Source organism: Sphingomonas flavida (assembly GCF_036663655.1).
GTDB lineage: Bacteria > Pseudomonadota > Alphaproteobacteria > Sphingomonadales > Sphingomonadaceae > Sphingomonas.
On sequence record NZ_JAXOJH010000007.1, the window covers coordinates 133,669 to 157,227 of the forward strand.

The 23,559-nt window shown below is 67.0% G+C and carries 29 protein-coding genes and 1 other RNA gene; 14 read left to right on the plus strand and 16 right to left on the minus strand.

Features of this window, described 5'->3' with window-relative positions; translation table 11 throughout:
- Positions 1 to 40: 40 nt before the first annotated feature.
- Genes U1703_RS10040 through U1703_RS10050 form a run of 3 tightly spaced genes read right to left on the minus strand, consistent with a single transcriptional unit; the run spans position 41 to position 2,582 of the window.
- Entirely contained in the window at positions 41 to 346 is a 306-nt protein-coding gene (locus U1703_RS10040) for a 2Fe-2S iron-sulfur cluster-binding protein (RefSeq protein WP_332785577.1), read from the minus strand.
- Positions 343 to 1,404, minus strand: coding sequence for a cysteine desulfurase family protein (locus U1703_RS10045; RefSeq protein ID WP_443025791.1), 1,062 nt, complete (start codon positions 1,402 to 1,404; stop codon positions 343 to 345). Before U1703_RS10045 ends, U1703_RS10040 begins: the two co-directional genes overlap by 4 nt.
- Positions 1,401 to 2,582: a cysteine desulfurase family protein gene (locus tag U1703_RS10050; protein ID WP_443025787.1), complete on the minus strand. Its 1,182-nt coding sequence runs from the start codon at positions 2,580 to 2,582 to the stop codon at positions 1,401 to 1,403. Before U1703_RS10050 ends, U1703_RS10045 begins: the two co-directional genes overlap by 4 nt.
- Between U1703_RS10050 and U1703_RS10055 the strand changes: the two genes are divergently transcribed.
- The 3 genes from U1703_RS10055 (at position 2,569) to U1703_RS10065 (ending at position 5,353) form a co-directional block, all read left to right on the plus strand.
- Complete coding sequence (locus U1703_RS10055) at positions 2,569 to 3,225, plus strand: alpha/beta hydrolase (protein ID WP_320452043.1); 657 nt, start codon at positions 2,569 to 2,571, stop codon at positions 3,223 to 3,225. The two genes, U1703_RS10050 and U1703_RS10055, sit on opposite strands and share 14 nt — an antisense overlap.
- Positions 3,226 to 3,306: 81 nt before the next feature.
- The gene (locus U1703_RS10060) at positions 3,307 to 4,020 is read left to right on the plus strand and encodes a LuxR C-terminal-related transcriptional regulator (RefSeq protein ID WP_332785579.1); all 714 of its coding nucleotides are present in this window, start codon (positions 3,307 to 3,309) and stop codon (positions 4,018 to 4,020) included.
- Positions 4,021 to 4,075: 55 nt separating this feature from the next.
- Positions 4,076 to 5,353, plus strand: coding sequence for a M1 family aminopeptidase (locus U1703_RS10065; RefSeq protein ID WP_332785580.1), 1,278 nt, complete (start codon positions 4,076 to 4,078; stop codon positions 5,351 to 5,353).
- An 8-nt stretch (positions 5,354 to 5,361) separates the two neighbouring features.
- Here the strand turns inward: U1703_RS10065 and U1703_RS10070 are convergent, their stop codons facing one another.
- From U1703_RS10070 to U1703_RS10080, 3 genes are all read right to left on the minus strand, one after another.
- Positions 5,362 to 6,588: a flavin monoamine oxidase family protein gene (locus U1703_RS10070; RefSeq protein WP_332785581.1), complete on the minus strand. Its 1,227-nt coding sequence runs from the start codon at positions 6,586 to 6,588 to the stop codon at positions 5,362 to 5,364.
- Positions 6,585 to 7,490, minus strand: a complete 906-nt coding sequence (rpoH, locus tag U1703_RS10075) for an RNA polymerase sigma factor RpoH (protein WP_007404166.1) — start codon at positions 7,488 to 7,490, stop codon at positions 6,585 to 6,587. The genes U1703_RS10070 and rpoH overlap by 4 nt, the downstream gene beginning before the upstream one ends.
- 68 nt (positions 7,491 to 7,558) lie before the next feature.
- On the minus strand, positions 7,559 to 8,506 hold the full coding sequence (locus tag U1703_RS10080; RefSeq protein ID WP_320452047.1) for an RluA family pseudouridine synthase: 948 nt from the start codon (positions 8,504 to 8,506) through the stop codon (positions 7,559 to 7,561).
- 17 nt (positions 8,507 to 8,523) lie between these two features.
- Here U1703_RS10080 and U1703_RS10085 point away from each other — a divergent pair, with 17 nt between their 5' ends.
- The 9 genes from U1703_RS10085 (at position 8,524) to rnpB (ending at position 16,169) form a co-directional block, all read left to right on the plus strand.
- A complete protein-coding gene (locus tag U1703_RS10085) occupies positions 8,524 to 8,976 on the plus strand; it encodes a Mov34/MPN/PAD-1 family protein (RefSeq protein ID WP_332785582.1) in 453 nt (150 codons plus the stop codon).
- Positions 8,973 to 9,617 carry a histidine phosphotransferase family protein gene (locus U1703_RS10090; protein WP_332785630.1) on the plus strand — a complete coding sequence of 215 codons (645 nt, stop codon included), beginning with the start codon at positions 8,973 to 8,975 and terminating at the stop codon, positions 9,615 to 9,617. Before U1703_RS10085 ends, U1703_RS10090 begins: the two co-directional genes overlap by 4 nt.
- Before the next feature lie 60 nt (positions 9,618 to 9,677).
- Positions 9,678 to 11,996 (plus strand): chemotaxis protein CheA, encoded by a 2,319-nt coding sequence (locus tag U1703_RS10095; protein WP_332785583.1) that lies wholly within the window; start codon positions 9,678 to 9,680, stop codon positions 11,994 to 11,996.
- Positions 11,996 to 12,424 carry a chemotaxis protein CheW gene (locus U1703_RS10100; protein WP_332785584.1) on the plus strand — a complete coding sequence of 143 codons (429 nt, stop codon included), beginning with the start codon at positions 11,996 to 11,998 and terminating at the stop codon, positions 12,422 to 12,424. Before U1703_RS10095 ends, U1703_RS10100 begins: the two co-directional genes overlap by 1 nt.
- Before the next feature lie 79 nt (positions 12,425 to 12,503).
- Positions 12,504 to 12,869, plus strand: coding sequence for a response regulator (locus U1703_RS10105; RefSeq protein WP_332785585.1), 366 nt, complete (start codon positions 12,504 to 12,506; stop codon positions 12,867 to 12,869).
- 35 nt (positions 12,870 to 12,904) lie between these two features.
- Positions 12,905 to 13,993 (plus strand): chemotaxis protein CheB, encoded by a 1,089-nt coding sequence (locus U1703_RS10110; protein ID WP_332785586.1) that lies wholly within the window; start codon positions 12,905 to 12,907, stop codon positions 13,991 to 13,993.
- Entirely contained in the window at positions 13,993 to 14,913 is a 921-nt protein-coding gene (locus U1703_RS10115; RefSeq protein WP_332785587.1) for a CheR family methyltransferase, read from the plus strand. The genes U1703_RS10110 and U1703_RS10115 overlap by 1 nt, the downstream gene beginning before the upstream one ends.
- 96 nt (positions 14,914 to 15,009) lie before the next feature.
- Complete coding sequence (locus tag U1703_RS10120; RefSeq protein ID WP_332785588.1) at positions 15,010 to 15,699, plus strand: N-acetylmuramoyl-L-alanine amidase; 690 nt, start codon at positions 15,010 to 15,012, stop codon at positions 15,697 to 15,699.
- An 86-nt stretch (positions 15,700 to 15,785) separates the two neighbouring features.
- An RNA gene (gene rnpB / locus U1703_RS10125) (RNase P RNA component class A) lies at positions 15,786 to 16,169 on the plus strand.
- 22 nt (positions 16,170 to 16,191) lie between these two features.
- On the opposite strand, the gene U1703_RS10130 is transcribed toward rnpB, so the two are convergent.
- The 3 genes from U1703_RS10130 to U1703_RS10140 form a co-directional block, all read right to left on the minus strand.
- A complete protein-coding gene (locus U1703_RS10130; RefSeq protein ID WP_332785589.1) occupies positions 16,192 to 17,271 on the minus strand; it encodes a hypothetical protein in 1,080 nt (359 codons plus the stop codon).
- Between the two features lie 131 nt (positions 17,272 to 17,402).
- Positions 17,403 to 18,041 (minus strand): carbonic anhydrase, encoded by a 639-nt coding sequence (locus tag U1703_RS10135; RefSeq protein ID WP_332785590.1) that lies wholly within the window; start codon positions 18,039 to 18,041, stop codon positions 17,403 to 17,405.
- The gene (locus tag U1703_RS10140) at positions 18,038 to 19,618 is read right to left on the minus strand and encodes a SulP family inorganic anion transporter (protein WP_332785591.1); all 1,581 of its coding nucleotides are present in this window, start codon (positions 19,616 to 19,618) and stop codon (positions 18,038 to 18,040) included. The genes U1703_RS10135 and U1703_RS10140 overlap by 4 nt, the downstream gene beginning before the upstream one ends.
- A 184-nt stretch (positions 19,619 to 19,802) precedes the next feature.
- Between U1703_RS10140 and U1703_RS10145 the strand changes: the two genes are divergently transcribed.
- Complete coding sequence (locus U1703_RS10145; protein ID WP_332785592.1) at positions 19,803 to 20,342, plus strand: J domain-containing protein; 540 nt, start codon at positions 19,803 to 19,805, stop codon at positions 20,340 to 20,342.
- Positions 20,339 to 20,632 (plus strand): (2Fe-2S) ferredoxin domain-containing protein, encoded by a 294-nt coding sequence (locus tag U1703_RS10150; RefSeq protein ID WP_320452060.1) that lies wholly within the window; start codon positions 20,339 to 20,341, stop codon positions 20,630 to 20,632. Before U1703_RS10145 ends, U1703_RS10150 begins: the two co-directional genes overlap by 4 nt.
- A gap of 205 nt (positions 20,633 to 20,837) precedes the next feature.
- On the opposite strand, the gene U1703_RS10155 is transcribed toward U1703_RS10150, so the two are convergent.
- From U1703_RS10155 to pspB, 7 genes are read right to left on the minus strand one after another with little or no spacing between them, the layout of a single operon-like run.
- Positions 20,838 to 21,239: a SufE family protein gene (locus U1703_RS10155; protein WP_332785593.1), complete on the minus strand. Its 402-nt coding sequence runs from the start codon at positions 21,237 to 21,239 to the stop codon at positions 20,838 to 20,840.
- Between the two features lie 52 nt (positions 21,240 to 21,291).
- A complete protein-coding gene (locus U1703_RS10160) occupies positions 21,292 to 21,960 on the minus strand; it encodes a hypothetical protein (protein ID WP_332785594.1) in 669 nt (222 codons plus the stop codon).
- Between the two features lie 2 nt (positions 21,961 to 21,962).
- Positions 21,963 to 22,202: a hypothetical protein gene (locus tag U1703_RS10165; RefSeq protein WP_332785595.1), complete on the minus strand. Its 240-nt coding sequence runs from the start codon at positions 22,200 to 22,202 to the stop codon at positions 21,963 to 21,965.
- A gap of 32 nt (positions 22,203 to 22,234) precedes the next feature.
- Complete coding sequence (locus U1703_RS10170) at positions 22,235 to 22,498, minus strand: hypothetical protein (protein ID WP_332785596.1); 264 nt, start codon at positions 22,496 to 22,498, stop codon at positions 22,235 to 22,237.
- Between the two features lie 47 nt (positions 22,499 to 22,545).
- Complete coding sequence (locus tag U1703_RS10175; protein ID WP_332785597.1) at positions 22,546 to 22,842, minus strand: hypothetical protein; 297 nt, start codon at positions 22,840 to 22,842, stop codon at positions 22,546 to 22,548.
- Positions 22,843 to 22,882: 40 nt separating this feature from the next.
- Positions 22,883 to 23,266: an envelope stress response membrane protein PspC gene (pspC, locus tag U1703_RS10180; protein ID WP_320452066.1), complete on the minus strand. Its 384-nt coding sequence runs from the start codon at positions 23,264 to 23,266 to the stop codon at positions 22,883 to 22,885.
- A gap of 1 nt (position 23,267) precedes the next feature.
- On the minus strand, positions 23,268 to 23,558 hold the full coding sequence (gene pspB / locus U1703_RS10185; RefSeq protein WP_332785598.1) for an envelope stress response membrane protein PspB: 291 nt from the start codon (positions 23,556 to 23,558) through the stop codon (positions 23,268 to 23,270).
- Position 23,559 lies beyond the last annotated feature (1 nt).

A 23,559-nucleotide genomic window follows, 5' to 3' on the forward strand; every position in this document is an offset into this window, starting at 1 on the left:
CAACGGTTCAGGGAGATTGCGGGGGCAGGGAGATCGGGGTTCAGGGACGGCGAACGACCATATTCGCCAGTTGCTCGGTCATCACGATCTGACAGGCGAGGCGGCTGGAGCGGGTGGCGTCGGGCACCAGGTCGAGCATGTCTTCCTCCTCCGCCGAGGCGGGCGGCAAATGGTCGTGATAGGCCGGGTCGACCAAGACATGGCAGGTCGCACAGGCCATCTGTCCACCGCATGTGCCCTCCAATGGCTGTCCGGCGCGCTGCCCGACGAGCAGCAGCGTTTCGCCCGGCTGGGCCTCGGCGTGGGTCGTCGTGCCGCTGGGGCTCTGGAAGGTCAGTGCGATCATCGTCCCTGCGCCTTTGCCGCGGCATTGATCCGGTCGATCGCTGCGACCAGTTCGTCGTCGGTGGTGTAACGGCCGAAACCGATTCGGATCGAGGACTTGGCCTGGCGCTCGCCCAGGCCCAGCGCGGTCAGGACATGGCTGGGGCGCCCCGATCCGCTGGCGCAGGCGCTCCCGGCCGAAAAGGCGAGGTCGCGGCAGTCGGACATCAGCCGCGCGACATCCAGCCCCTCACGGCGGACATTCAGATTGCCATGATAGCGCCGCTCGGCCGAGCCGTTGAGCGTCCAGCCGCTGCCCAGCCGCGCGATCGCCAGCGTCCAGAGCTGTTCGATGCGCGCGGCATCCTGCTGGGCGCGTTCCGCCATCAGCCTGGCCGCCGCGCCGAACCCGGCACAGAGCGCGGGGCTGAGCGTGCCCGAGCGTCCGCCTTCCTGATCGCCGCCATGGAGGAGCGGGGGCAGGGTGACACCGTCGCGGATCCACAGCGCGCCGATGCCCTTGGGCCCGTAGACCTTGTGCGCCGAGATCGCGACCAGATCGACCGCCTCCGGTATGGCAACCCGGCCATAGCCCTGCACCGCGTCGCACAGCATCAGGGCCCCTGCATGATGGGCTCGCTCGGCCAGCGCCGCGACCGGCTGGACGGTGCCGATTTCGTTGTTGACCAGCATCGCCGCGACCAGCCCGGTACCGTCCGGGATCGGTGCGGGCGCGACCAGCCCCTCGCCATCGACCGGCAACATGGTCAGCGGACGCCCGGTCGCATGGGCGGTGTCCAGCACGGCGGCATGTTCTATGGCCGTGGTGACGATCCCGCCGCTTGCGCCCTTGATCGCCCAGTTCAGCGCCTCCGTCGCGCCGCTGGTGAAGACCACCCGCCCGCCCGAGGGGAGCAGCGCCGCCACCTGATCGCGCGCGACCTCCACGGCGGCGCGCGCCTGTCGTCCGGCGCGGTGGGGCGAGTGGGGGTTGGCATGGCCCTGCTCCAGCCAGGGGAGCATCGCCTTCAGCGCTTCGGGCGCGAGCGGGGTCGTCGCCTGATAATCGAGATAGATCACGCCGCTCGCTTCCCCCGTGCGATGGCGCGCCATGCGGCGACGAAGCGGTCGACATCCTCGCGCGTCGTCGTCCGGCCGAAGCTGACCCGCACCACTTCGCGCCCCGCCTCCACGTCCCAGCCGAGCGCGGCCAGCACATGACTGGGCTTCAGGCTGCCGCTGGCGCAGGCGCTGCCCGCCGAGACCGAGATCTGCGCCAGGTCGAACTGGATGAGCTGCGCGGCGGAGGGCTTGCCGGGCATGTGATAGCTGGCGATGGCCGGGTGGCGGCGGCTGGCATCCGCGACCACGATCCCGCCCGAGCGGCGGATCGCATCGTCGAGATGCGCGCGGAGTTCGCCATGATCGGGCTCGGGTTCGGCGAGTGCCGCGGCATAGCCCAGCACGCCCGGCATATTCTCGGTGCCGGGGCGATAGCCGCGCTCCTGCCCGCCGGTCGGCTCCAGCAGCGCGAGGTCGCGTACCAGCAATGCGCCGATCCCCGGCGGCCCGCCGCGCTTGTGGGCGGACAGGGCGACGAGATCGGCATGGTCGATCACGTCCGGGTCGGCGCCCGACGGCATCTGCGCGGCATCGACCAGCAGGATGTGGCCGGCGGCATGGATCGCTTCGGCAAGCGCCGCGATGGGCTGGCGCACGCCGGTCTCGCTATTGGCCCATTGCACCGTCACGATGCTGCGCGAACCGCCAAGCTCGGGCAGGCGCAGCACGCCATCCGGCCCGACCGGCATGACGATCGCATCGGGGGCGGCGCGCAGCACCGCGTCATGGTCGATCGCCCCGACGAAGCGCCGCGTCGCCATCGACCGGGTCAGGGCAATGGCCAGCGACTCGCTCGCCCCGCTGGTGAACAGGATTTCGTGGCTCCAGCCCAGCGAGCGGGCGATGGCGCTGCGGGCATCCTCCAGCGCGCGCTTGGCAGCGCGGCCCTCGGCATGAGGAGAAGAGGGGTTGGCCCACAGCGCGCAGCCTTCCGCCAGTGCGGCGCGTGCCGCCCCGGTCATCGGGGTCGTCGCGGCATGATCGAGGTAAAGGCGTGGGTGGGGCGTAGGCAGGGCTGGTTCCGTCGGTGAAATGATCGGGTAATTGCGAAAATGACGTGTCCGCCTATATAGCGCAACGTTCCCGGCGCTCCACCAGCGCGATCCAGATCGGCGAGTCTTGATGCCCGAAGTCATTTTCCCCGGCCCCGAAGGCCGCCTCGAAGGCCGTTTCGCTCCCGCTCCGCGTCCGCGCGCGCCCGTCGCCATGATCCTTCACCCGCATCCCAATGCGGGCGGCACGATGAACAACCGCATCGTCCAGGAACTCTACAAGACCTTCCAGCGGCGCGGCTTCGCCACGCTGCGCTTCAACTTCCGCGGCGTGGGCAAGAGCCAGGGCACGTTCGACAACGGCATCGGCGAGCTGTCCGACGCCGCCTCGGCGCTCGACTGGGTGCAGAGCTTCCACCCGGAGGCCTCGACCACCTGGATCGCGGGTGTCAGCTTCGGCGCGTGGATCGGTATGCAGCTGCTGATGCGCCGCCCGGAAATCCGCGGCTTCATCTCGGTCGCGCCGCCCGCCAACATGTACGACTTCACCTTCCTGGCGCCGTGTCCGTCCTCGGGCATCATCATCCAGGGCGAGGCCGACGAGGTCGCGACCCCGGCGGCGACCCAGAAGCTGGTCGACAAGCTGCGCACCCAGAAGCACATCACCATCCATCACGACACCATCCCGAAGGCCAACCACTTCTTCGAGCATGAGATGCCCGACCTGATGGGCTCTGTGGACCGCTATCTGGACATGCGCCTGGACCCGAACTCGCCGATCCGGTGAGCGCGATCCGGGAATGACCAAATGGGCCTCGACGAAAGTCGGGGCCTTTTTTGTGCGCCGCTGCTGGGGCAGGATGGCGTCATGTCCGACATGCCGTTCGACCTGACCGAAAAGGAAGCGGCGGTCCTGCGCCTGCTGGCCTGTGGCCATGACGTGAAGAGCGCGGCGGTCGAACTGGGGCTGTCGGTCCATACGGTCAACGAGCGGCTGCGCGAGGCGCGGCGCAAGACGGGTGCGAGCAGCAGCCGGGGTGCGGCACGAATTTTCACGGGCAATCCGGGGCCCAATTTTTCTGGGCCTGCAAAATCCGGGGTGTTTGCCAAGGCGGCGGCGGACCAGTCGGCGGGACAGCCCCGCCACGGGGCGGCGGACGGTCCCCGTATCCTGGGCCGATGGGGAGTGCCCATGATGATTTCCGCGATGACGACGATAGCGATCCTGGCCGCGGCCTATGTCGGAGGCGGTGGACCTGCTCCGGTCCCGCCGCATGTCGTCTCGACCAGCCCGGCGGCCGGGGCCGTGGTGCCTGCCGGACCGTTGGTCCTGACCGTCACCTTCGACCGGCCGATGCGTCCGGGCAGCTATTCCTTCGTACAGGCGTCCGGCGACAGCTATCCCGATTGCGGCGGTGCCGCGCCCGTCCAGTCCCAGGACGGGCGCAGCTTTTCGCTCCGCTGTCGGGTCGAGGCGGGACGCGCCTATGAGGTCTGGTTCAACAGGGGCGAGTATCGCAATTTCACCGACCGCAACGGGGTATCGGCCATGCCCCATCAACTGCTGTTCCGCGCGAAGTAAGGATCGGCCGATGGGGCGTCGCTATGGACGGATCATGATCATAGGCTTGGCCTTAATGCTGGCGCCCCTGCCGGTTCATGCGGCGGACGAGCCGGGGGCGGGGTTCGACGTTCTGCGTTACGATCTGGCGCTGACCCCCGACATCGCTGCGAAAACGGTGGCGGGGCGTGAAGACATTATTTTGCGATCGACGGAGGAGGGACTGAGCCGTCTTCGCTTTTCCGGCAATGCGTTAAGCATCGACCAGGCGATGGTGGACGGTCAGGCGGTCGTCAGTCGGACGGAGGGCGACACGCTCGTCTTCGACCTCGCCAAGCCCTTGGGCAGGGGGCGGATGGTCCGGTTGTCGCTGACCTATCATGGTCGTCCGGCGCGGGGGTTCGAGGGGACCGCGACGACGCTCTATACGAGCTATTTCGCCTGCGACTGGATGATCTGTGCGCAGAATGCCTTTGGGGACAAGGCCGATTTCGCGCTGGATCTGCGCGTTCCGGCGGGGCTGACAACCCTGTCGATCGGATCGCGGATCGGCAGGCGCGCAGGCCCGGACAATAGCGAAATCCATCGCTGGCGGACACCGCGACCCTATTCGGCCTATCTGTTCGGCTTTGCGGTCGGCCCCTTTGCCGAGCGTCGCGAGCGGGTGGGACGGGCGCATCTCGCCTATCTGACCGACCAGCCGATCGATGCCGCAGGGCGTTTTGCCGATACGTCGCGAATGGTCGCATTTCTGGCGGACAAGGCGGGCGTTCCCCTGCCGGTCAAGACCTATAGCCAGTTGCTGGTGGGCGGGAGCGAGGCGCAGGAGGCGGCGACCTATTCGGTGCTCGGGCTGGAGGCGGTTCCCGCTACACCGGGCGATCCCGACAAGGACTGGGCGATCGTCCATGAACTTGCGCATCAATGGTGGGGCAATCTGGTGACGTGCGCGACCCTGCGCGACTTTTGGCTGAACGAGGGGATCACGACCTTCATGACGGCGGCGTGGAAGGAGCATCGCTACGGCCAGGCAACCTATGAAGTCGAATTGGCGGTCGCCGAGCGGCGTCTGGCGGCGGCGCGGGCAAAGGGGTTCGATAAGCCGCTGGCCTGGGGTGGCCGTTATCCCAATCTGGGGACCCGGCGGGCGATCCAGTATAGCAAGGGAGCGCTGTTCATGGCGGAACTGCGCCGGACGTTGGGCGAACGGGCATTCTGGGCGGGGTTGCGCCGTTATACCCGGGCCCATGCCGGGGGTGTGGTGACGAGCGTGGATTTGCAGCGGGCGATGGAGGCGGCAAGCGGTCGCGATCTGGGCGCGCTGTTTGGTGTGTGGGTGTACGGGGAAGGGTGAGGGCAGATTCAGCGTCGAGCGAGAATGGAGTTGGCCGCCTTCACGCCGGTTTCAAACGCGCCATGTGCGGTCGAGAAATCCTCGCGCGAACACGCCTCGCCCGCGAAGAACAGGCGGTCGTGGACCGGCTCGGCCAGCGTCGCGCGTGCTCCGGCATGGCCGATTTTCGCGTGGCTGTAGCTGCCGCCGATCAGCGGGACATGGCGCCAGCGGGTCGCGTCCAGCGGCGTGAAGCGGCTCCGCCAGTCGCTGCCCAACAGCGCCACCAGTTCGTCGATGGCGAACGCCGCCGCCGCGCCGTCTTCCTCCAGCATCTCGGCGCAGGGACCGCCGAAGAAGCTCTCGACGATCGGCCAGCCAAAGGGCGACAGGCGATGGCTGGCGGTGCAGGCGGAATGCGGATTGCCGGTCAGATGCGCGTGGGCGGGCCAGGGCAGGGCCCCTTCGATTGACAGAAAGACCTTGTCGGCGATCCCCAGCGGCAGTGCGGCGGCGGCGGCGTGCTTGTCGGGGAGCGGCGGGTCGAAGGTCAGCTTTTCTCCCGCCAGCACGGTCGTCGGCACGGCGATGATGACGTGATCGGCCTCGATCGTGCCGTGCGAGGTCTCGATACGGACCGTCCGGCCGCCATGGTCGATGCATGTCGCCGTAACGCCGGTGCGAATGGCCAGCCCGGCGGCGTGGTGGCTGACCACAGTGCCATAGCCCTCGACCACCGCCCAGTTGTCGTCGGTCGCGGCATTCTCATAGGCCGCCCAGTCTTGCAGCGACACCTCGGCGAGCGACGCACCGTTCGCATAGCCTGAGATTGCGTCGATCATCGGTCGCCACGGATCATCCGGCGCTACGAAGTCCGACAGCGGACGATCCGGGCCTTCGAGTGCGGCCATCGCCGCGTCCTCGAACCGGGCATAGGCCTCGCCCGAGGCGCGTTTTTCTTCAGGAGGAAAACCCAGGTCGTTCCACTGGACCTGCCAGTTGGGTGAGCGGCGGTCGACGGTGAAACCCGCCCGCTCGGCAATGGCGGTCCAGGGATTCCGCTTGGCCGAATGGAGCCAACCGCAACCATGATCGACCATATGCCCGGTCGGCAATGTCACGCTGCGCGCCCGGCCGCCTAGCCGGTCCGCCGCTTCGATCAGCAGGACTTCTCGGCCCCCATCATGCAGGGTGCGTGCGGCGGCGATCCCGGCCGCGCCGCCGCCGATGACGACGGTGCGGCCGCTGGACCTCACGCCGCCGCCAGAAGCCGCTTTTCGCCAGCGATGCGCATCATCGCCTTTTGCAGCTTCTCGAACGCGCGCACCTCGATCTGGCGGACGCGTTCGCGGCTGACGCCATAGACCTGGCTCAGTTCTTCGAGCGTCTTGGGATCGTCGGTCAGGCGACGCTCGGTCAGGATGTGCTTCTCGCGGTCGTTCAGATCGTCCATCGCGCTGACCAGCATGTCGTGGCGGACATCCGCCTCCTGCTGCTCGGCGACGACCGAGTCCTGGAGCGGCGCGTCATCGGCCAGCCAGTCCTGCCACTGGCCCTCGCCATCCTCGCGCATCGAGACGTTGAGCGAGGTATCGCCCCCCATCGCCATGCGGCGGTTCATGCTGATGACCTCGTCCTCGTTGACGCCCAGATCGGTGGCGATCTTGGTCACGTCCTCGGGCCGCAGGTCGCCATCCTCGAACGCGTCGAGTTTCGACTTCATCCGGCGCAGGTTGAAGAACAGCTTCTTCTGCGCCGCGGTGGTGCCCATCTTCACCAGGCTCCACGAGCGCAGGATATATTCCTGGATCGAGGCGCGGATCCACCACATCGCATAGGTGGCCAGGCGGAAGCCCCGATCGGGCTCGAACTTCTTCACACCCTGCATCAGGCCGATATTGCCCTCCGAGATCAGCTCGGAGGTGGGCAGGCCATAGCCGCGATAACCCATCGCGATCTTTGCCACGAGACGCAGGTGCGAGGTGACGAGCTGCGCCGCCGCCTCCGGATCGCCATGCTCCTGGAAGCGCTTGGCGAGCATATATTCCTGCTCCGGGGCAAGGATCGGGAATTTCTTGATCTCGGCCAGATAGCGGTTGAGCGACTGCTCCCCGCCCAGTGCAGGAATCGTCGCCGGGACGTTGCTGCCTTTTGCCATGATCCTTATCTCCCTTTCTGGAGCGTCAATCCGTTTCGCCTCGTCGTCCGGGGCAAGGCGGTCTTCTGCTATACGTGAAGCCGACTGAACAGTTCCTGCATATCGGGCGGCATCGGGCTCTCAAACGCCAAAGCGTTACCGCTTATGGGATGAATAAAGCCCAGATGCGCCGCGTGCAGGGCCTGGCGCCGGAAATCGAGTTCATCGAGCAGGGCTTTTTGAGCACCCTTTGTTCTACCATAGACCGGGTCGCCCAGCAAGGCGTGGCCCAGCGATTGCATATGCACCCGCACCTGATGCGTACGCCCGGTTTCCAGACGGCATTCGACCAGCGCGGCGTTGTTCAGCTTCTCGATGGTGCGATAGTGCGTGACGGCCCGCTTGCCGCCCTGGACGATCGCCACCTTCTTGCGGTTCTGCGGGCTGCGCGCCAGCGGCGCGTCGACGGTGCCGTCGGCCGGGCGGGGAATGCCGCCGGTGATCGCGCGGTAGCGGCGGTCGATCGAATGGGCCGCGAACTGCTTGGCCAGCCCCTCATGCGTGCGGTCGGTCTTGGCCGCGACCATCAGGCCCGACGTGTCCTTGTCGATCCGGTGGACGATGCCGGGACGCGCCACGCCGCCGATGCCCGACAGCGACCCGCCGCAGTGATGGAGCAATGCGTTGACCAGCGTTCCGTCGAAATTGCCTGCGGCGGGGTGCACGACCAACCCGGCGGGCTTGTCGAGCACGATCAGATGCTCGTCCTCATACGCGATGACGAGCGGAATATCCTGCGGCTCGTTATGCGCCGGGATGGGGGCCGGCACGGCGACCTGGAACAGGTCGCCCGCCGCCGCCCGCTTCGCGGGATCGCGCGCCATCACGCCGTCGCGCGTCACCGCACCGCTGGCGATCAACACCTTCAGCCGTTCGCGCGACAAAGTCGGCACCGCATCGGCCAGCGCGCGGTCCAACCGCCAGCCGTCCGCTGTGGGCGCTATCCGCGCATCAAGGATGGAAACCCCCCGGTCCATGACCTAGTAAATTGGGCATGGCCGTAACGATTTCAAGCGATGCGCTGGACTTCATCCGCAAAAGCGCCGCCGCCTCACCCGATTTCGAAGTGTGCGGCCTGTTGCTGGGCGAGGGGGACCATATCGTCGCGGCGGTCGCGTGCGCCAATGTCGCGGCCGAACCCGGCCACCGGTTCGAGATCGATCCCGCCGCGCTGATCGCCGCGCACCGGGCGGCGCGCGCAGGCGGACCGGGGGTGGTCGGCCATTATCACTCGCATCCCACGGGACTTGCCGAGCCTTCGCCGCGCGATGCGGCCGATGCGGCACCCGATGGCAGTATCTGGTTGATCGCGGGCGGCGCTGCGGTCACTGCCTGGCGCGCGGTGGCGGCAGGTGAGCGTCATGGCCGGTTCGATCGCCTTGCGCTTGCTTGCGCAGGGATGGCGCCTGCGTCACAATGGCACAATTCGTCGAGGGATTTTTCATGAACGTCAGCCCGGTGGATTTCGCGAGCCTTCTCTGTTCGCGACTGTGCCACGATCTTCTGTCGCCGGTGGGGGCGCTCAACAACGGGCTGGAGCTGCTGGCCGACGAAACCGATCCCGCGATGCGCGAGCGGTGCATGGAGTTGCTGGCCGACAGTGCCCGTGCCTCGGCCAACAAGCTGAAATTCTTCCGCCTGGCCTTCGGCTCGGGCGGCGGCTTTGCCGATCGGGTCGACATGGCGGAGGCCAAGGCGGCGATCGAGGGCCTGCTGGTCGACAATCGCCGCACGACGCTGGGCTGGCTGGTCGAGTCTCCGGCGCTGCCCAAGCCTGCGGTGCGCATCCTCATGAACCTGGCGCTGATCGCGACCGAGGCGCTGGCGCGCGGCGGGACGATCGATATCGGCGCGGAGGCGGGGCGCGAGGCGATCGAGATCGCGATCCGGATCGAGGGGCCTCGCATCCTGCTCGATCCTGAAATCCGCCGCACCCTGATGGAAGGGCAGGGGACCGAGCCGCTGGCCTCGCGCACCGCGCCTGCCTTCCTGGTCCATACGCTGACCACCGAGCATGGCGGCATGACGCTGGTCACAGAGCCGACCCCCAATACCATGATCCTGGGTGCCGCCATCCGCGCGGGGTAAACGCCCTTTTAATCTTGTGGCGGCATGAGGGAGCGGAATGGGGCGCTCCCTCGGGGATTTATGGACGACCTGCTGCCGGAATTCATTGCCGAGACCCGTGAGACGCTGGAGGCGCTGTCCGGCGAGATCGTCGCATGGGAAGCAAGCCCCGCCGACCGGGCGCGGCTGGATGCGATCTTTCGCTTCGTCCACACCGTAAAGGGCAGTTGCGGCTTTCTCGACCTGCCGCGCCTGGCACGGCTCAGCCATGCCGCCGAGGATGCGCTGGCCGCCGTGCGTGACGGACAGCGGATGCCCGACACCGCGCTGGTCGATGCCGTGCTGGCGATCGTCGACCGGATCGGCGCGATCGTCGAGGCGATCGATGCCGGAACGCCCGAGGACGACTCCGACGACGACGCGCTGATCGCGGCGGTATCGCGCGGCACCGGGATGGCCGCTGCGCCGCCGGTGCGCGAGGCCCCCACCATGCGCGCCGCGCCGCGCAGCATCCGCCTGAACGTCGACCTGCTCGACCGGATGATGAGCGGCATGTCCGACATGGTGCTCGCCCGCAACGAACTCGCCCGGCGTCTGCGCGACGACGTGCTCGACCCGCGGGTTGAGGCGGCGCTGGACCGGCTGTCGCTGACCGTGGCCGATATGCGCGATACGGTGACGCGTACCCGGATGCAGAAGGTGGAGGGGCTGTTCTCCGCGCTGCCCCGCCTGGTGCGGGACACCGCCGCCGAACTGGGCAAGGCGGTGACGTTGAAGATCGACGGGTCCGACGTCGACCTGGACCGCGAGATGATCGAGCTGATGCGCGACCCGCTGGTCCATATCATCCGCAACGCCATCGACCATGGCATCGAAAGCCCTGCCGCACGCCGCAGCGCGGGCAAGCCGCCGACCGGGCAGATCCATGTGACCGCGCGCCAGTCGGGCAACCAGATCCTGATCGAGGTCGAGGATGACGGCGCCGGGATCGACGTCGCGCGCGTCGCCGCCAAGGCGGTGGCGACCGACGTCCGCACCGCCGCCGAGGTCGCGGTGATGAGCCCGGCCGAAAAGCTGAAACTGGTGTTCGAACCGGGCTTGTCGAGCCGCGACAACGTGTCGACGCTTTCGGGGCGCGGCGTCGGCATGGATGTGGTGCGCGCCAATATCGAGCATGTCGGCGGCCGCGTCGCGCTCGACAACCGCCCGGGCAAGGGGCTGGCCATTACTATCCAGGTGCCGTTGACCCTGTCGATCATGTCGACGATCGTCGTCGCGGTGGGCGACCAGCGTTTCGCCATCGCCCGCCAGGCGATCGAGGAGATCGTCAAGATCCGTGGCGATCAGGTGCGGATCGACCCCGTGGGTGATATCCGCGTCGCGACGGTGCGCGGGCGTCGCCTGCCGATGCTGCCGCTCGGGCCGTTCCTGGGCGTGGGGGAGCGCGATCCCCTCAATCTGGTGATCGTGTCCACCCGCGACGGCGACTATGCGCTGGGCGTGGACGACGTGCTCGACACCGAGGAAGTGGTGGTCAAGCCTGCCGCCCCGGCCATCATGGCGAGCGGCCTCTATGCCGGGCAGACGCTGCCCGATAGCGGCCTGCCGATGCTGCTCCTCGACGGGGCGGGGCTGGCGCAGGCTGCTGGGCTGCGCTTCCACCGGGAGGTGATCGCCGACATAGCCGAAACGGTGGAGGAGGCGACGAACCCCGCCCTGCTGTTCGAAGATATCGACGGCGTCCGTCGCACCATGCCGCTGGCCGTGATCGACCGGGTCGAAAAGGTGGCGAGCACGGCCGTCCACCGTTCGGGCGGACGGGTCCGGCTGGTCGTCGGCGACGCGACCGTGCCGCTCCACCATGTCGACCGCCATGCACTCGACGCGGCGCTGACGGCGAGCGAGATCGAGGTGATCCGCCTGACCGATGGCGAGGCCGAATGCGCCTATGCGATGGCCGGGGCGCTGGAGATCATCCAGCTTCCCGCCGAGATCGCCGCCTCGGCGGGGGGCACCGTGCTGGGCGTGACCGTCTGGCAGGGGGAGGCGATCGAAATCCTCGATCCGCTGGCGCTGTTTCAGGATATGGACCGGGATGGCCGGGCGGGGACGCCGCTTTGCCTGCTCGAGGGGGCGGGAGCGGCCTGGATGGACCGCTTCCTGCGCCCGGTGCTGGAGGCGCATGGGTATCGCTGCGCCGTGCAGGCGAGCGGTGACGAAGTGCCTGCCGTCCGCCTGATGATGGAGGAGGACGCCGTGACCAGCGATCTGCCGGGCGCGCCGGTGGTCCGCCTGCGCCGCGACCGCGAAGGTCCCACCGCCGGTGACAGCATCTATCGTTACGACCGCCCCGCGCTGATCGCGGCGCTGGCGGGCCATGTCCGCCGGGGAGGGCACTGATGCCCCTGTTCCTGATCGCCAGTATCGCGGGGCAGGGTGTGGTGTTCGACGCCGATCAGGTCGATTCGGTCGTCGATATCGGCGAGATCGTCGCCGTACCGCGCGCCGAGCCTTCCGTGCGCGGCCTGACCGCCCTTCGCAGCCGGGTCGTCACCGTCGTCGACACGCGCCTGGCGCTCGGACTGGGGCCCATGCCGCCGCATGTCCGCCGCGCCGTCATCTCGCGGCAGGACGGCCATTATTACGCGATGCTGGTCGATGCGTTGGAAGATATCGAGATGTTCGAGACCAGCCCGATGCCGCATATTCCCCCGACCCAGGGACGCTGGTCGCGCGCCGCGAACGGCATGGTGGTGCGCGACGGCGAGCCGTTGCTCGTCCTCGACCTGACCCGGCTGGTGCCGAACGCGACGCCGCAGGCCGCCTGACCGATTAACCCGGACGTTACCTTCGCACGCTATTCCAAGGACAGGTCCCGCAGGATCGCGAAAATATAGGGCGTGCCGAATGAAGACCTGTCTCGTCGTCGATGACTCCAAGGTGATCCGAAAGGTCGCGCGCCACATCCTGGAAACGCTGGACCTTCAGGTTCGCGAGGCCGGGGACGGTCGCGAGGCGCTGGAGGTATGTCTGGAATCGGTGCCCGACGTCATCCTGCTCGACTGGAACATGCCGGTGATGAGCGGCATGGACTTCCTGCGGGCGCTGCGCGAGGCCGATGTGACGCCGCGCCCGCGCATCGTGTTCTGCACCACCGAGAACGGCATGGCGCATATCCGCGCCGCGATCGATGCGGGGGCCGACGAATATATCATGAAGCCGTTCGATCGCGACACGCTGGAAAGCAAGCTCCAGCTGGTCGGCATGATCTGAGCGACGCGGGCCCGATCCCTTCCGGTCGCGCCGCCATGGCGTTTCCCTTCCCCCACGATCTGGCCCCCCGCGATTCGTCGGCGCCGGCGGAGCCGCGCACACTGGCGCCGACGCGTATCCTGATCGTCGACGACTCGGCCGTCGCGCGGGCGCTGATCGCGCGGCAGATCGAGCCGCACGACCGGTTCGCGATCGCCGGAGCGGTGGCGCATGTCGATGCCGCCTTGCAGTTCCTGGCCGAACAGGCGGTCGACATCATCCTGCTCGACGTCGCCATGCCGGGCATGGACGGCATCACCGCGCTGCCCCGCCTGCAGGCGGTGGGGCAGGGCGCGCGGATCATCATCGTGTCGGGATCGACCCCGGCCGGCGGGGCGGCGGCGGTCCAGGCGCTGGCGCACGGCGCCGCCGATACGCTGGTCAAGCCGAAGCCGCAGGGGCTGGCCGAGTTCGGCGACGCGCTGCTCCAGAAGCTCGACGCGCTGGCTTCGTGCGATGAGCGGCCGATACCGATCGCCGCCGGCATCCGGCGACCGGTCGGTCATACCCTGCCCAAGATCATCGGGATCGGAGCCTCGACCGGCGGCATCCACGCCCTTGCCAAGCTGCTGGAGCGGATTCCCGCCAATATCACCGTGCCGATCATGGTGACCCAGCACCTTCCCGCGACCTTCATGCCCTATTTCGCCGCGCAACTGGCCAAGGGCGCGAACCGGCCCTGCGATGTTGCCGAAGACCTGATGCGGGTGCGGCCGGGCCGGATCGTGATCGCGCCGGGGGATGCGCACATGACCTTCGTTAGGCTGAGCGATGGCGGCACGGCGATCCGGCTGAGGCGGGATCGGGCGCGCAGTGGATGCCTGCCCTCGGTCGATCCGATGTTCGCGTCGATGGCGACGCTTTGGGGGACGGGCGCCTGGGGCATCGTGCTGACCGGCATGGGGCGCGACGGATTGGAAGGAGCGACGATGCTGAAGCAGGCCGGTGGACGGATCATCGCCCAGAATCGGGAAAGCGCGGTCGTCTGGGGCATGCCCGGTGCCGTGGTGTCGCGTGGCCTCGCCGACCTGGTCCTGCCGCCCGAAGAGATCGGCATGATGATCGCCATGGGGGCGACCGCCTGATGGCCGCGCCGTCGCCCTGGCCCATGTCCGGCGGCCTGCGCACCGGGATGGTCACGCCCGTTCCGCCGCCGAACATCACCCAATCGGCCATGATGCCCAGCGCGGCGCTGACCGTTCTGGCCGCGCTGCTGGAGGCGCGGACGGGGCAGCAGATCGCCAGCCACCGTTCGACGCGGGTGGATACCGTCCTCATGCCGCTGATGCGTGAGCGGGGGCTGGATACGCTCGACCAGTTGGTGGGCGCGGTGCTCGACGGCCGCGATCCGCAACTGCCCGGCCGGGTGATCGACGCGCTCCTGAACGGGGAGTCGTCCTTCTTTCGCGACCCGCATGTCTTCGACCATATCGTCGAGCGTATCGCCGAGATCGAGCGCAGCGGCCGTCGCGCCCGGATATGGAGTGTCGGCTGTTCGACCGGACAGGAGCCGCTGTCGCTGGCGATGGTCTTTGCCGAGCGGCAGGAGCAAAAGGGCACGTCGATGCCCGAGATCGTGGCGACCGACATCTCCGAAACCGCACTCGCACGGGCGCGCAGCGGTTGCTACACCCAGTTCGAGGTACAGCGCGGCCTGCCCATTCGCTGCCTGGTCCGCTGGTTCGAGGGGCGGGGGCCCCAGGAATGGGTGGCGCGACCCGAATTGCTGCGTCACGTCCAGTTCCGCCAGCACAATCTGGTATCCGACCCCACGCCAGCCGGGCCGTTCGACCTGGTGCTCTGCCGCAACGTCATGCTGTATCTGGCGCCCGAGCCCAAGACGCGTGCCTTCCGCACCATCGCCCGGGCGATGCGCCCGGCGGCCGGGCTGATCCTGGGCGCAGGCGAGACGGTGATCGGCCAGACCGACCTGTTCCAGCTCGCCGCCACCGGGCGCGGCGTGTACGAAAAATGCGATGCGGAGCTTGCCTGGCGCGGGCTTTGAAGGCGACCGGGCCCGACACGATCGGGGCAGGAGGGCATATCCTTGCGCGTACGATGCCGCTAACAGGGGCGTGAACCGGGTCGCTTAGGAGGTTGCATGACGATCGTCGAAACGCCGTCGCCCAATTTCGACGCGCGTAGCCTGCCCATCACGATGATCGTACTCCACTATACGGGGATGCAGGACGGGGAATCGGCGATCGCGCGGCTGCGTGATCCCGACGCCAAGGTATCATGCCACTATCTGGTGGCCGAGGACGGCACGATCCTGCGCATGGTCGACGAGGAGAACCGCGCCTGGCACGCGGGCAAGTCGCACTGGCGCTCGATCGAGGACGTCAATTCGGCGAGCATCGGGATCGAGATCGTCAATCCCGGCCATGAATGGGGCTATCGCCCGTTTCCCGACGAACAGATCGCCGCGCTGATGCAGCTGATGGCGGATATCCAGCAGCGTCACGGCATTACGCGCGGCAATATCGTCGGTCATTCCGACATCGCGCCCGCCCGCAAGCGCGATCCGGGCGAACTTTTTCCCTGGGGCTCGCTGGCGAAGCGCCGCTTGGCCTTGCCGCGCCCGACCAAGAAGCTGATGGACCCGATGTGGACCGAGGCGGGATTCTGCCTGGCGCTGGAGCGGTTCGGTTACGATGTGACCGACCGGATGGCTGCCATCATGGCGTTCCAGCGGCGCTTCCGCCCCGAACTGGTGGATGGCGAGATCGATGCGGAATGCCGGATGATCCTGCTGGCGCTGCTGCTGCCGCGTCCGCAGGGGGACGATTGACGGGGAGGCCCCGGGCCTGCGCACCGCGCCCGACCCCGCCACAAACCCCTTGCCCTCCGCCGCATTCCCGTTACAGCCGCCCGCAGTCAGAGGGCCGGGCGGCCGCGGCCTCGGGTAACCGGGGGCGAGGAAAGTCCGGGCTCCGCGGAATAACGGTGCCGGGTAACGCCCGGCGGGGGCGACCCCAGGGACAGTGCCACAGAGAGCAGACGGCCACGGCTTCGGCCAGGTCATGGTGAAAGGGTGCGGTAAAAGCGCACCGCGGGCCCGGTAACGGGAACGGCAAGGCAAACCCCACCGGGAGCAAGACCGAATAGGGATGGCATGGCGCCTTCGGGCGTCGGGGTGTGTTCCCACCCGCTATCCGGGTTGGTTGCTTGAGGCGATGTGCAAGCATCGTCCTAGAAGAATGGTCGCCCATCCGGCCCCGCGCCGGTGGACAGAACCCGGCTTACAGGCCCTCTGACTTATCCCCGTGCGGGCGGTGTCCGATCAGGACCCGCCCAGCGCCTGGGAATTGATCGTGATGTTGCCGCCTCGCGACTGGCCGGTGGGCGCTCCCTTACTCATCAGGTCCCATACTTGTTCGGGGCGGGGCAGATTGTTGAACGAGGGATAGCTGCTGGCGCTGTTGTCGACGTCGTTCAACCGGACGGCATAAGATTTGGCTTTGTTGTTTTTGGCCTGGCTGATCAGGTCCGGGAATACATCGATCGTTCGTCCGGCGTCGTACAGCGCGATCATATAGCCTTCGTTGTCGGCGGCTTCCCAACGATAGACGCCGAACGGCGTATGGCCCTCGCCATCGCGGCATAACGGCGCGGCGGGTTTTTCAGGTTCGGCTTTGGGGTCTGTCTTGTTCTTATCGATTACGCTGGTCATCGCGGCGCTCATCAACAGATTGGCGAGCATATTGGCGCCGTCTGGCTTCTCTACCTTGGCCTTGGGCATATGAGCGAAGTCGGTCTGCGTCGCGCAAGGCCGGATCGGCACCGCAGGCCCCGGATAGGCGGCCGTGGTCGCGATGGCGGGCTTCAGCGTGGCGATGATCTCGTCCATCTTGCCGTCGAGCGTGGCCGCAGTCAGCTTTTCGGCGGTCAGCCGCACCACCAGCATCCAGTCGCCCATTGGCATCACCGCCAGCGAGGTGCTGCGATAGGGGCTGCTCAGCAGCGACCAGCTCTGGCGCAAGCCCACTGTCGGGCCTGTGCCGAGTGGTGCAAAGGCAATGGGGTCTGCGCTGGCGGGCGCGCCCTTATCGAAGTTCTTGCGCTCCTCGATCGCGGTGCGCGAGCGGTCGAACCATAGCGGCACGCTGGGGACCGAGGGGTGGAAGAGGAATAGGGTGGCGAAGACCGACTTGTCGGCGCTCTCCAGCTTGATCGCAACGTCATGCTCGTTCGTCGTCGCGTCGGTGATCGCGGTGCGGGTCAGGCCTGCCACGCTCGGCCGGACGATCAGTTTCGTCTCGGCATGCATCCAGCCCTTGTTCGCCGGAACTTCCAGATTGCGGGCGGATACGCCCGTCGTCGCCGTCAGCGCGACCATCGCCGCCAGACCCCAGTGCCGCATCGCATTCCCCCCAACCGATGCAGGGCAGGCTAGGCTTTCACCGGGGCATGATCAAGCGTGTCGAATCCTATCGTAAGAAGCGTCTGCGTGACGTTCGCGGTGATTTCGCACGGGCGACAAAAGATATGGTCTCAGACGAGAACCTTGTCCGGCCGCGCCAGCGCGTCGAGGTCGGTATTCGCGTCGATCTCGAGCAGGGTTTTGATATGCCCGTCGCGAATGTCATAGACCCAACCGTGCAGCCACAGCTCGCGCTGTTCGGCAAAGGCCTTCTGTATGGTGTCGAGCCGGGCGAGATGGCGCAGCTGTTCCATCACGTTGACCTCGACCAGCCGGTTCACCTTGGCGGCGCGGTCGGGCTGGATGTCTATCTCGTCCTGATGGCGATGGAGCACGTCGCGCGCATTGCCCAGCCACTGGTCGAGGGGGCCCTGCGTGCCGCCCTCCAGCGTCGCGAGCACGCCGCCGCAGCCATGATGGCCGCACAGGATGACGTGGCGCACCTGCAGCACGTCGACCGCATATTGCACCACCGACAACAGGTTCAGGTCGTCGTCATGGACCAGGTTGGCGATGTTGCGGTGAAGGAACATGCCGCCCGGCGGGGTCATGGTCATCTGCTCGGGTGTCACCCGGCTGTCGGAACAGCCGATCCACAGGAAATCGGGCTTCTGCCCCGCCGTCTGGCGCTGGAAGAAGTCGGCCTTCTCCTCGAGGAGTTCGGTCGCCCATGCCTTATTGGCGAGGAGGAGCTGCTTATATTCCCTCATGCGTAGCGCACTCCCGTCGATGGGGCATTGATGAGCGGGGTGGTCCGCTCGGCGATGTCGCCGCGCACGATCACGCTGATGCCGCGGAATTCGGCGCCCTTGATGAAGGCGTTGATGATGTCGACATTGTCCAGGTCGACATAGGAGGTCGAGGACAGGTCGATCAGCAGATGGGCACCGTCCGGCACCTTGGCCAGCGACTTCTGCAACTCGTACTTGTGGATGAAGTACAGGTTGCGCCGCGCGCGGATCAGGCAGTCGCCGTCATCCTCGGCATAGGTCAGCGCGGGGCGGAAGTTGCGCGCCACGACGAACACGAAGCCGACGCCCAGGCCGACGACGATGCCGATCAGCAGGTCGGTGCGCAGGATCGCCAGGATGGTGACGATGAAGGGGATGAACTGGCTCCACCCCTGCTTGTAGCGCTCGGTAAACAGCTTGGGCTTGCACAGTTTGTAGCCGGTGGCGATCAGCACGGCGGCGAGCGCGGCCAGCGGGATCTGGTTCAGGACGACCGGGATCAGCGCGACCGACAGCAGCAGCCATGTGGCGTGCAGCATCGTCGACAGCTTGCTCTCCGCACCCGCATCGACATTGGCCGACGATCGCACGATGACCGAGGTGACGGGCAGGCCGCCGAGCAGGCCGGAGACGATGTTGCCGCCGCCCTGCGCCAGCAATTCGCGGTTCTTGTCGGTGGTACGGCGGCGCGGGTCGAGTTCGTCGACCGCCTTCACGCTCAGCAGCGATTCCAGGCTGGCGACGATGGCCAGCGTGATCGCCGTGGTCCACACCGCCCCCAGGCCGATCGCCGAGAAATCAGGGAGCTGGAACTGGCCGATGAACTGCGATGCGCTGCCCGCGACCGGCACCCGCACCAGATGCGCGCCCGCCAGTTGCCATTCGGGACGCATCGCGCCCAGGATCATGTTGCCGACCACGCCGATCACGACGACGACCAGGGGGCCGGGCAACAGGCGCAGCGGCCCCTGCTTGGGCTTGGCATGATCCCACCAGAACAGGAAGGCGAGCGAGATCGCGCCGATCAGGACCGCGCCGGGGGCGATGTCGTTGCTGACGCTGGTCCACAGGTCGGTGAAGGTGTTGCCGCCCGCCCGGCTGGCATATTCGAAGCTGCCCTCGAAATCGCCGTCATAGCCGATGGCGTGGGGGATCTGCTTCAGGATCAGGATCAGGCCGATCGCGGCCAACATGCCGGTGATGACCGAGGAGGGGACGAATTCGGCCAGCACGCCCGCGCGGGTGAACGAGAAGGCGAGTTGCAGGATACCCGCCAGCACCACCGCCAGCAGGAACACCTGAAAGCTGGGCAGTCGCTCGATCGCCTCGAACACGATCACGGTCAGGCCGGCGGCGGGGCCCGCGACGGACAGCGGCGACTTGGACAGGAACCCGACGACCAGGCCGCCCGCGATCCCGGCGATCATGCCCGCAAAGGGCGGCGCGCCGGACGCGACGGCGACGCCCAGGCACAGCGGCAGCGCGACGAGCGCCACCACGATCGACGCCGGCACATCCGCTCGCGCGTTGGCCAGGAAGGAACGATTTTGGGCCACGCTGGCTCCTGACGATGCTGATGTCCGCATATGCCCGGCATGGACATGAATATATGATGACGTATATTTCATGAACGACGGAACCATTGGCGGTCAAGCGATTCAAAAGGGCATTTTGGGGCAACCTCGGGCAAAGCGTGCCGTCCATGCTTGCACCGGCGGGGAAGTCGCCTAAATCGACCGCGTGGCGCGTTCTACTACTCGATCAAACGACTGGGGTTTTCCTCGCTGGCGCAGCTATGGCGCGTCGCGGGAGGCCAAACCCGTGCGCATCTGCGATCGGCATGGCTGTGACCAGCCGGGCAACTGTCCGGCCCCCAAATCCCCCAACAGCCCCGACCGCTGGTACTTCTGCGAAACCCACGCCGCTGAGTATAATCGCGGCTGGGATTATTTTCAGGGCCTGAGCGCGGAGGACGCCGCAGAGCGCGAGGCGTCCGAGCGGCGGACGAGCGCGGGTTACGCCCAGTCCAAGCATCAGGCCTGGGCAGGCCCCGGTGACGGCAGCCGCTCGCGCGACGAGATGCGCGCGCTGGATGCGCTGGGCCTGGAGCCGGACGCCGAGTTCGACCTGATCCGCGCGACCTGGCGTGGCCTAGCCAAGGCGAACCATCCCGACATCCGCCCCAACGATCCCGAGGCAGCGACCAGGTTCCAGCAGGTGCAGGCGGCCTATGAAGTGCTGCGCGCCGCCGAGGAACGCCGCAGCTGGAAGCCCGAATGATCCGCCGCGCCAAGTCTGAGTGGGAGGCGACGGTCCTTGTCTGCGGCAAATGCTCGAAGAAGGTCGATGGCGGCTTCGGCCCTAAGGGCAAGACGCCGCTGGCCAAGGCGCTGAAGCGGATCTTCGGCAAGGGGCGCAAGGCATCCGTCGGCGTGGTCGAAACCAAGTGCCTGGGGCTGTGTCCGAAGAATGCGGTGACGCTGGTCGATGGGCGGCGGCCCGGCGAGTGGCTGGTCGTGACGCCGGACGAGGATGTCGAGGTGATCGCGGCGCGGTTGGGCCGGGGGTGACTTTCCCGGGCTGGTCTCGGTGAGGCGTCTTGTCCTCCTCCATCCCCTCCCGCCTGCGGGAGGGGAGCGGCTAGAGGTTAGGGTGAATTGCATCGTCAGGCGCTGGGCACCGGGGCAAAGGCTCGCGAGGAAGTTTTAGCTTCTCCTCCAAGCACGGGAGGGGATGGGGGAGGGCAGGGTGTCTCACCGAGCCCACACCCCAATATCAATACCGCCCGGCCGTCTCCCGGATCAGCGCGATCATGTTCGGAATCCCCTGCGTCCGGTTCGAACTCAACTGGTTCTTGAGGTCGAACGGGGCCAGTTCGCCCTCGATATCCGTCGCCAGGATATCCGCGGGTGCCTTGTCCTGCACCGTCTTCAGCACGAGCGCGATGATCCCCTTGGTGATCGCCGCGTTCGAGTCCGCCAGAAAGTGCAGCCCGGTGCCGTCGCCCTTGGTGGGATAGACCCAGACCGAGGCCGAACATCCCCGCACCAGGGTCGCGTCGGTCTTCAGCGCCTCGGGCATCGGCTCCAGCGCGCGGCCCAGATCGATCAGCAGGCGGTAGCGATCGTCGGCGTCGAGGAATTCATATTCGTCGCGGAGTTCGGCAAGATCGGACATGGCGCCCGCGCTACCGTGGTTCGCGGGCCGCGACAACCTTGCAAGGGCGTGTTCAGTCGCGGAGCAGCGCGTCGACCGAGCCGCCGTTGCGCGCCAGTTCCGCGGCCACACGGCGACGTCCCTCATAATAGGCCAGCACGCGCGCATCCGGGTCCAGCTTGCGGATCATCGCCTCGTCCTCGGGGCGGATGCTGGTTTCCTGTGCGACATAGTCGGGATAACCCTCGCGCTTCCAGAGGGGCAGGCGGAGGGCCGCCCATTCGCCGATATGCTCGGCGACCAGCCGGTGGGTCATCTCGTGCGCGATGGTGCCGGACAGCGTACGCACGCCGCCCAGCGGCGCGCCGTTCGTCACCCGGTCGGCCGCGACCGAACTGCGGTTGAAGATCAGCGCATGGGCGAAGGGGCGTCGAAACGCGACCGATTTTCGCGCACCGATCGACAGCATGTCCCAGCGCCAGCCGCCATCGGTCAGTACCAGCTGACGCGACAGCCCCGGCCGGTTGATCGGGCTTGCCGCCAGCAGGTCGTCGGCGCGGGCCAGAACCCGGCCCATCGCGGCCCGGTCGATGGGTCGTTCGGAGAGGACCGTCGTCCTCCCGAAATCGGCGCGATAGGGAAAGGCGAGCGCGGCGGGGACATGGACCACCCCGGCGACGAGGATCGCGCCGCCACAGGCGATGCGGGCCGCCCATCGGCGAATGACAGCGACCTGCGCCATGGTCAGAGGTCGACGCCGGCGGCGATGGCTTCGAGCTTGCGGATGCGCTCCTTCAGGTCCGCCATCTCGATCCGCGACCCGGCCGAGGCGGCGGGCGGGTAGGGCATGTCATGCGCGCGGTCGAATTCGCGGCTCTTCAGTTGCAGCCAGCCGCGCCATCCGGCGAGCCCTGCGGTGACGATCATCGCCAGGCCGGCAAGGCCGGCGGTCGCGATCACGATATAGAGATTGGTGTCGGTCATGATCCGGGCTCCCCGTCCGTATCAAGAGTGGCTTAACGGTCGCGCAGGCGCTCGATCTCGCGGTCGAGATCGATGCTCTTGTGCTGATCGGTGATGACGCGTTCCAGAACCTGGACCCGTTCCTTGAGCTGCTGGATCTCTCCACGCAGCATCTGGGCGTCACGATTGCCCTCGCTGCGCAGATGCTCGACCATATCGGGGCCGAAGGTGCCGCGCTGCTTGTGCTTGGCCTTGAAGATGCTGGCGATCATCACGATTGCGACGATCATGACGACCATGAACTGTCCGCCATTCATTGCGGTAACTCCCCTCTAAAATTTCCGATATTCCGTGCCGGGACCGCTCAGCGATCGCGCAGCGCGTCGATTTCGCGGGCGGTCCGCTCGGCGGGGTCGGTGGCGATGCGCTCCAGCACCGCGATCCGCTCCTCCAGTCGAGAGACCTGGCCGACCAGTTTCTGGTTCTCGGCGGTCAGCAATTCGACCTTGCGACTCTCGGCCATGTCGCCCTTGTGGCTCATGCCGCCCCATTCATTTTCCAGACTATAGCCGTGCTTCGCACGGATCCAGGTGGTTACCACCCACGCGATCATCGAGATCGAGATGATCGCCAGGACGAAACCGGGTCCTCCCGAAGACATAATCCATACTCCCATAGGATAGTTGATGTGCAGGCCGCTCTCAGCGCAGGCTGTCGATCTCGTCGGCCAGCTGGCGGTTGCGGCTGGTGTAATGCAGCTCGATATCGGCGAGGCGACGGTCGAGATCGCGGAACTTCGAGCGGACCTCGGCGGTCGAGCGGCGCGGATTGCTGCGCACCCCCTGCCAGAACTTGGCGTCCTCGTCCGACTGGTAGAGCCCGATCGGCTTGGCCGCTGCCATCCATGCAATCAGCATATAGGCGAGCGGGACCCAGGGCATGCCGACCCCGGTGAGGGTGAGCAGGACCGCAGCGACGCGGACCCACATCACATCGACGCCGGTATAATCGGCGATGCCCGAGCAGACGCCCTTGAACTTGGCATTCTGCTTGTCGAGGTAGAAATTGGTGCGGCTGGCGGTCATCTCAATTCCTCCGATCGAGGCTGTAATCGGTTTGGCCCAGGCGCGGTTCGGGGCGCCAATCGGACTGAAGGCCGGGCTTGAAGTCGGGATTGTCGGCGGCGACGATCCGCTCGATCGTGTGCAACCGATCCTCCAGGCGGCGGGCGAGCAGGTGGAGCTCATCGAGCAATTGCTCGTCCTCATGGGTGATCTTCGGAGCCTGCTTCCACTTGGTCAGATAGTGCAGGATCAGCCAGGGAAGCGCGACGAAGAGCGAACCGAAGAGGATGAAGGGTACAGCGACGCCGTCCATC

Coding starts and splice junctions, on each gene's coding strand:
- U1703_RS10040 (WP_332785577.1), bottom strand. CDS start 346: ATGATCGCACTGACCTTCCAGAGCCCCAGCGGCACGACGACCCACGCC.
- U1703_RS10055 (WP_320452043.1), top strand. CDS start 2,569: ATGCCCGAAGTCATTTTCCCCGGCCCCGAAGGCCGCCTCGAAGGCCGT.
- U1703_RS10050 (WP_443025787.1), bottom strand. CDS start 2,582: ATGACTTCGGGCATCAAGACTCGCCGATCTGGATCGCGCTGGTGGAGC.
- U1703_RS10060 (WP_332785579.1), top strand. CDS start 3,307: ATGTCCGACATGCCGTTCGACCTGACCGAAAAGGAAGCGGCGGTCCTG.
- U1703_RS10065 (WP_332785580.1), top strand. CDS start 4,076: ATGCTGGCGCCCCTGCCGGTTCATGCGGCGGACGAGCCGGGGGCGGGG.
- rpoH (WP_007404166.1), bottom strand. CDS start 7,490: ATGGCAAAAGGCAGCAACGTCCCGGCGACGATTCCTGCACTGGGCGGG.
- U1703_RS10080 (WP_320452047.1), bottom strand. CDS start 8,506: ATGGACCGGGGGGTTTCCATCCTTGATGCGCGGATAGCGCCCACAGCG.
- U1703_RS10085 (WP_332785582.1), top strand. CDS start 8,524: ATGGCCGTAACGATTTCAAGCGATGCGCTGGACTTCATCCGCAAAAGC.
- U1703_RS10090 (WP_332785630.1), top strand. CDS start 8,973: ATGAACGTCAGCCCGGTGGATTTCGCGAGCCTTCTCTGTTCGCGACTG.
- U1703_RS10095 (WP_332785583.1), top strand. CDS start 9,678: ATGGACGACCTGCTGCCGGAATTCATTGCCGAGACCCGTGAGACGCTG.
- U1703_RS10100 (WP_332785584.1), top strand. CDS start 11,996: ATGCCCCTGTTCCTGATCGCCAGTATCGCGGGGCAGGGTGTGGTGTTC.
- U1703_RS10105 (WP_332785585.1), top strand. CDS start 12,504: ATGAAGACCTGTCTCGTCGTCGATGACTCCAAGGTGATCCGAAAGGTC.
- U1703_RS10110 (WP_332785586.1), top strand. CDS start 12,905: ATGGCGTTTCCCTTCCCCCACGATCTGGCCCCCCGCGATTCGTCGGCG.
- U1703_RS10115 (WP_332785587.1), top strand. CDS start 13,993: ATGGCCGCGCCGTCGCCCTGGCCCATGTCCGGCGGCCTGCGCACCGGG.
- U1703_RS10120 (WP_332785588.1), top strand. CDS start 15,010: ATGACGATCGTCGAAACGCCGTCGCCCAATTTCGACGCGCGTAGCCTG.
- U1703_RS10130 (WP_332785589.1), bottom strand. CDS start 17,271: ATGCGGCACTGGGGTCTGGCGGCGATGGTCGCGCTGACGGCGACGACG.
- U1703_RS10135 (WP_332785590.1), bottom strand. CDS start 18,041: ATGAGGGAATATAAGCAGCTCCTCCTCGCCAATAAGGCATGGGCGACC.
- U1703_RS10150 (WP_320452060.1), top strand. CDS start 20,339: ATGATCCGCCGCGCCAAGTCTGAGTGGGAGGCGACGGTCCTTGTCTGC.
- U1703_RS10155 (WP_332785593.1), bottom strand. CDS start 21,239: ATGTCCGATCTTGCCGAACTCCGCGACGAATATGAATTCCTCGACGCC.
- U1703_RS10160 (WP_332785594.1), bottom strand. CDS start 21,960: ATGGCGCAGGTCGCTGTCATTCGCCGATGGGCGGCCCGCATCGCCTGT.
- U1703_RS10165 (WP_332785595.1), bottom strand. CDS start 22,202: ATGACCGACACCAATCTCTATATCGTGATCGCGACCGCCGGCCTTGCC.
- U1703_RS10170 (WP_332785596.1), bottom strand. CDS start 22,498: ATGAATGGCGGACAGTTCATGGTCGTCATGATCGTCGCAATCGTGATG.
- U1703_RS10175 (WP_332785597.1), bottom strand. CDS start 22,842: ATGTCTTCGGGAGGACCCGGTTTCGTCCTGGCGATCATCTCGATCTCG.
- pspC (WP_320452066.1), bottom strand. CDS start 23,266: ATGACCGCCAGCCGCACCAATTTCTACCTCGACAAGCAGAATGCCAAG.
- pspB (WP_332785598.1), bottom strand. CDS start 23,558: ATGGACGGCGTCGCTGTACCCTTCATCCTCTTCGGTTCGCTCTTCGTC.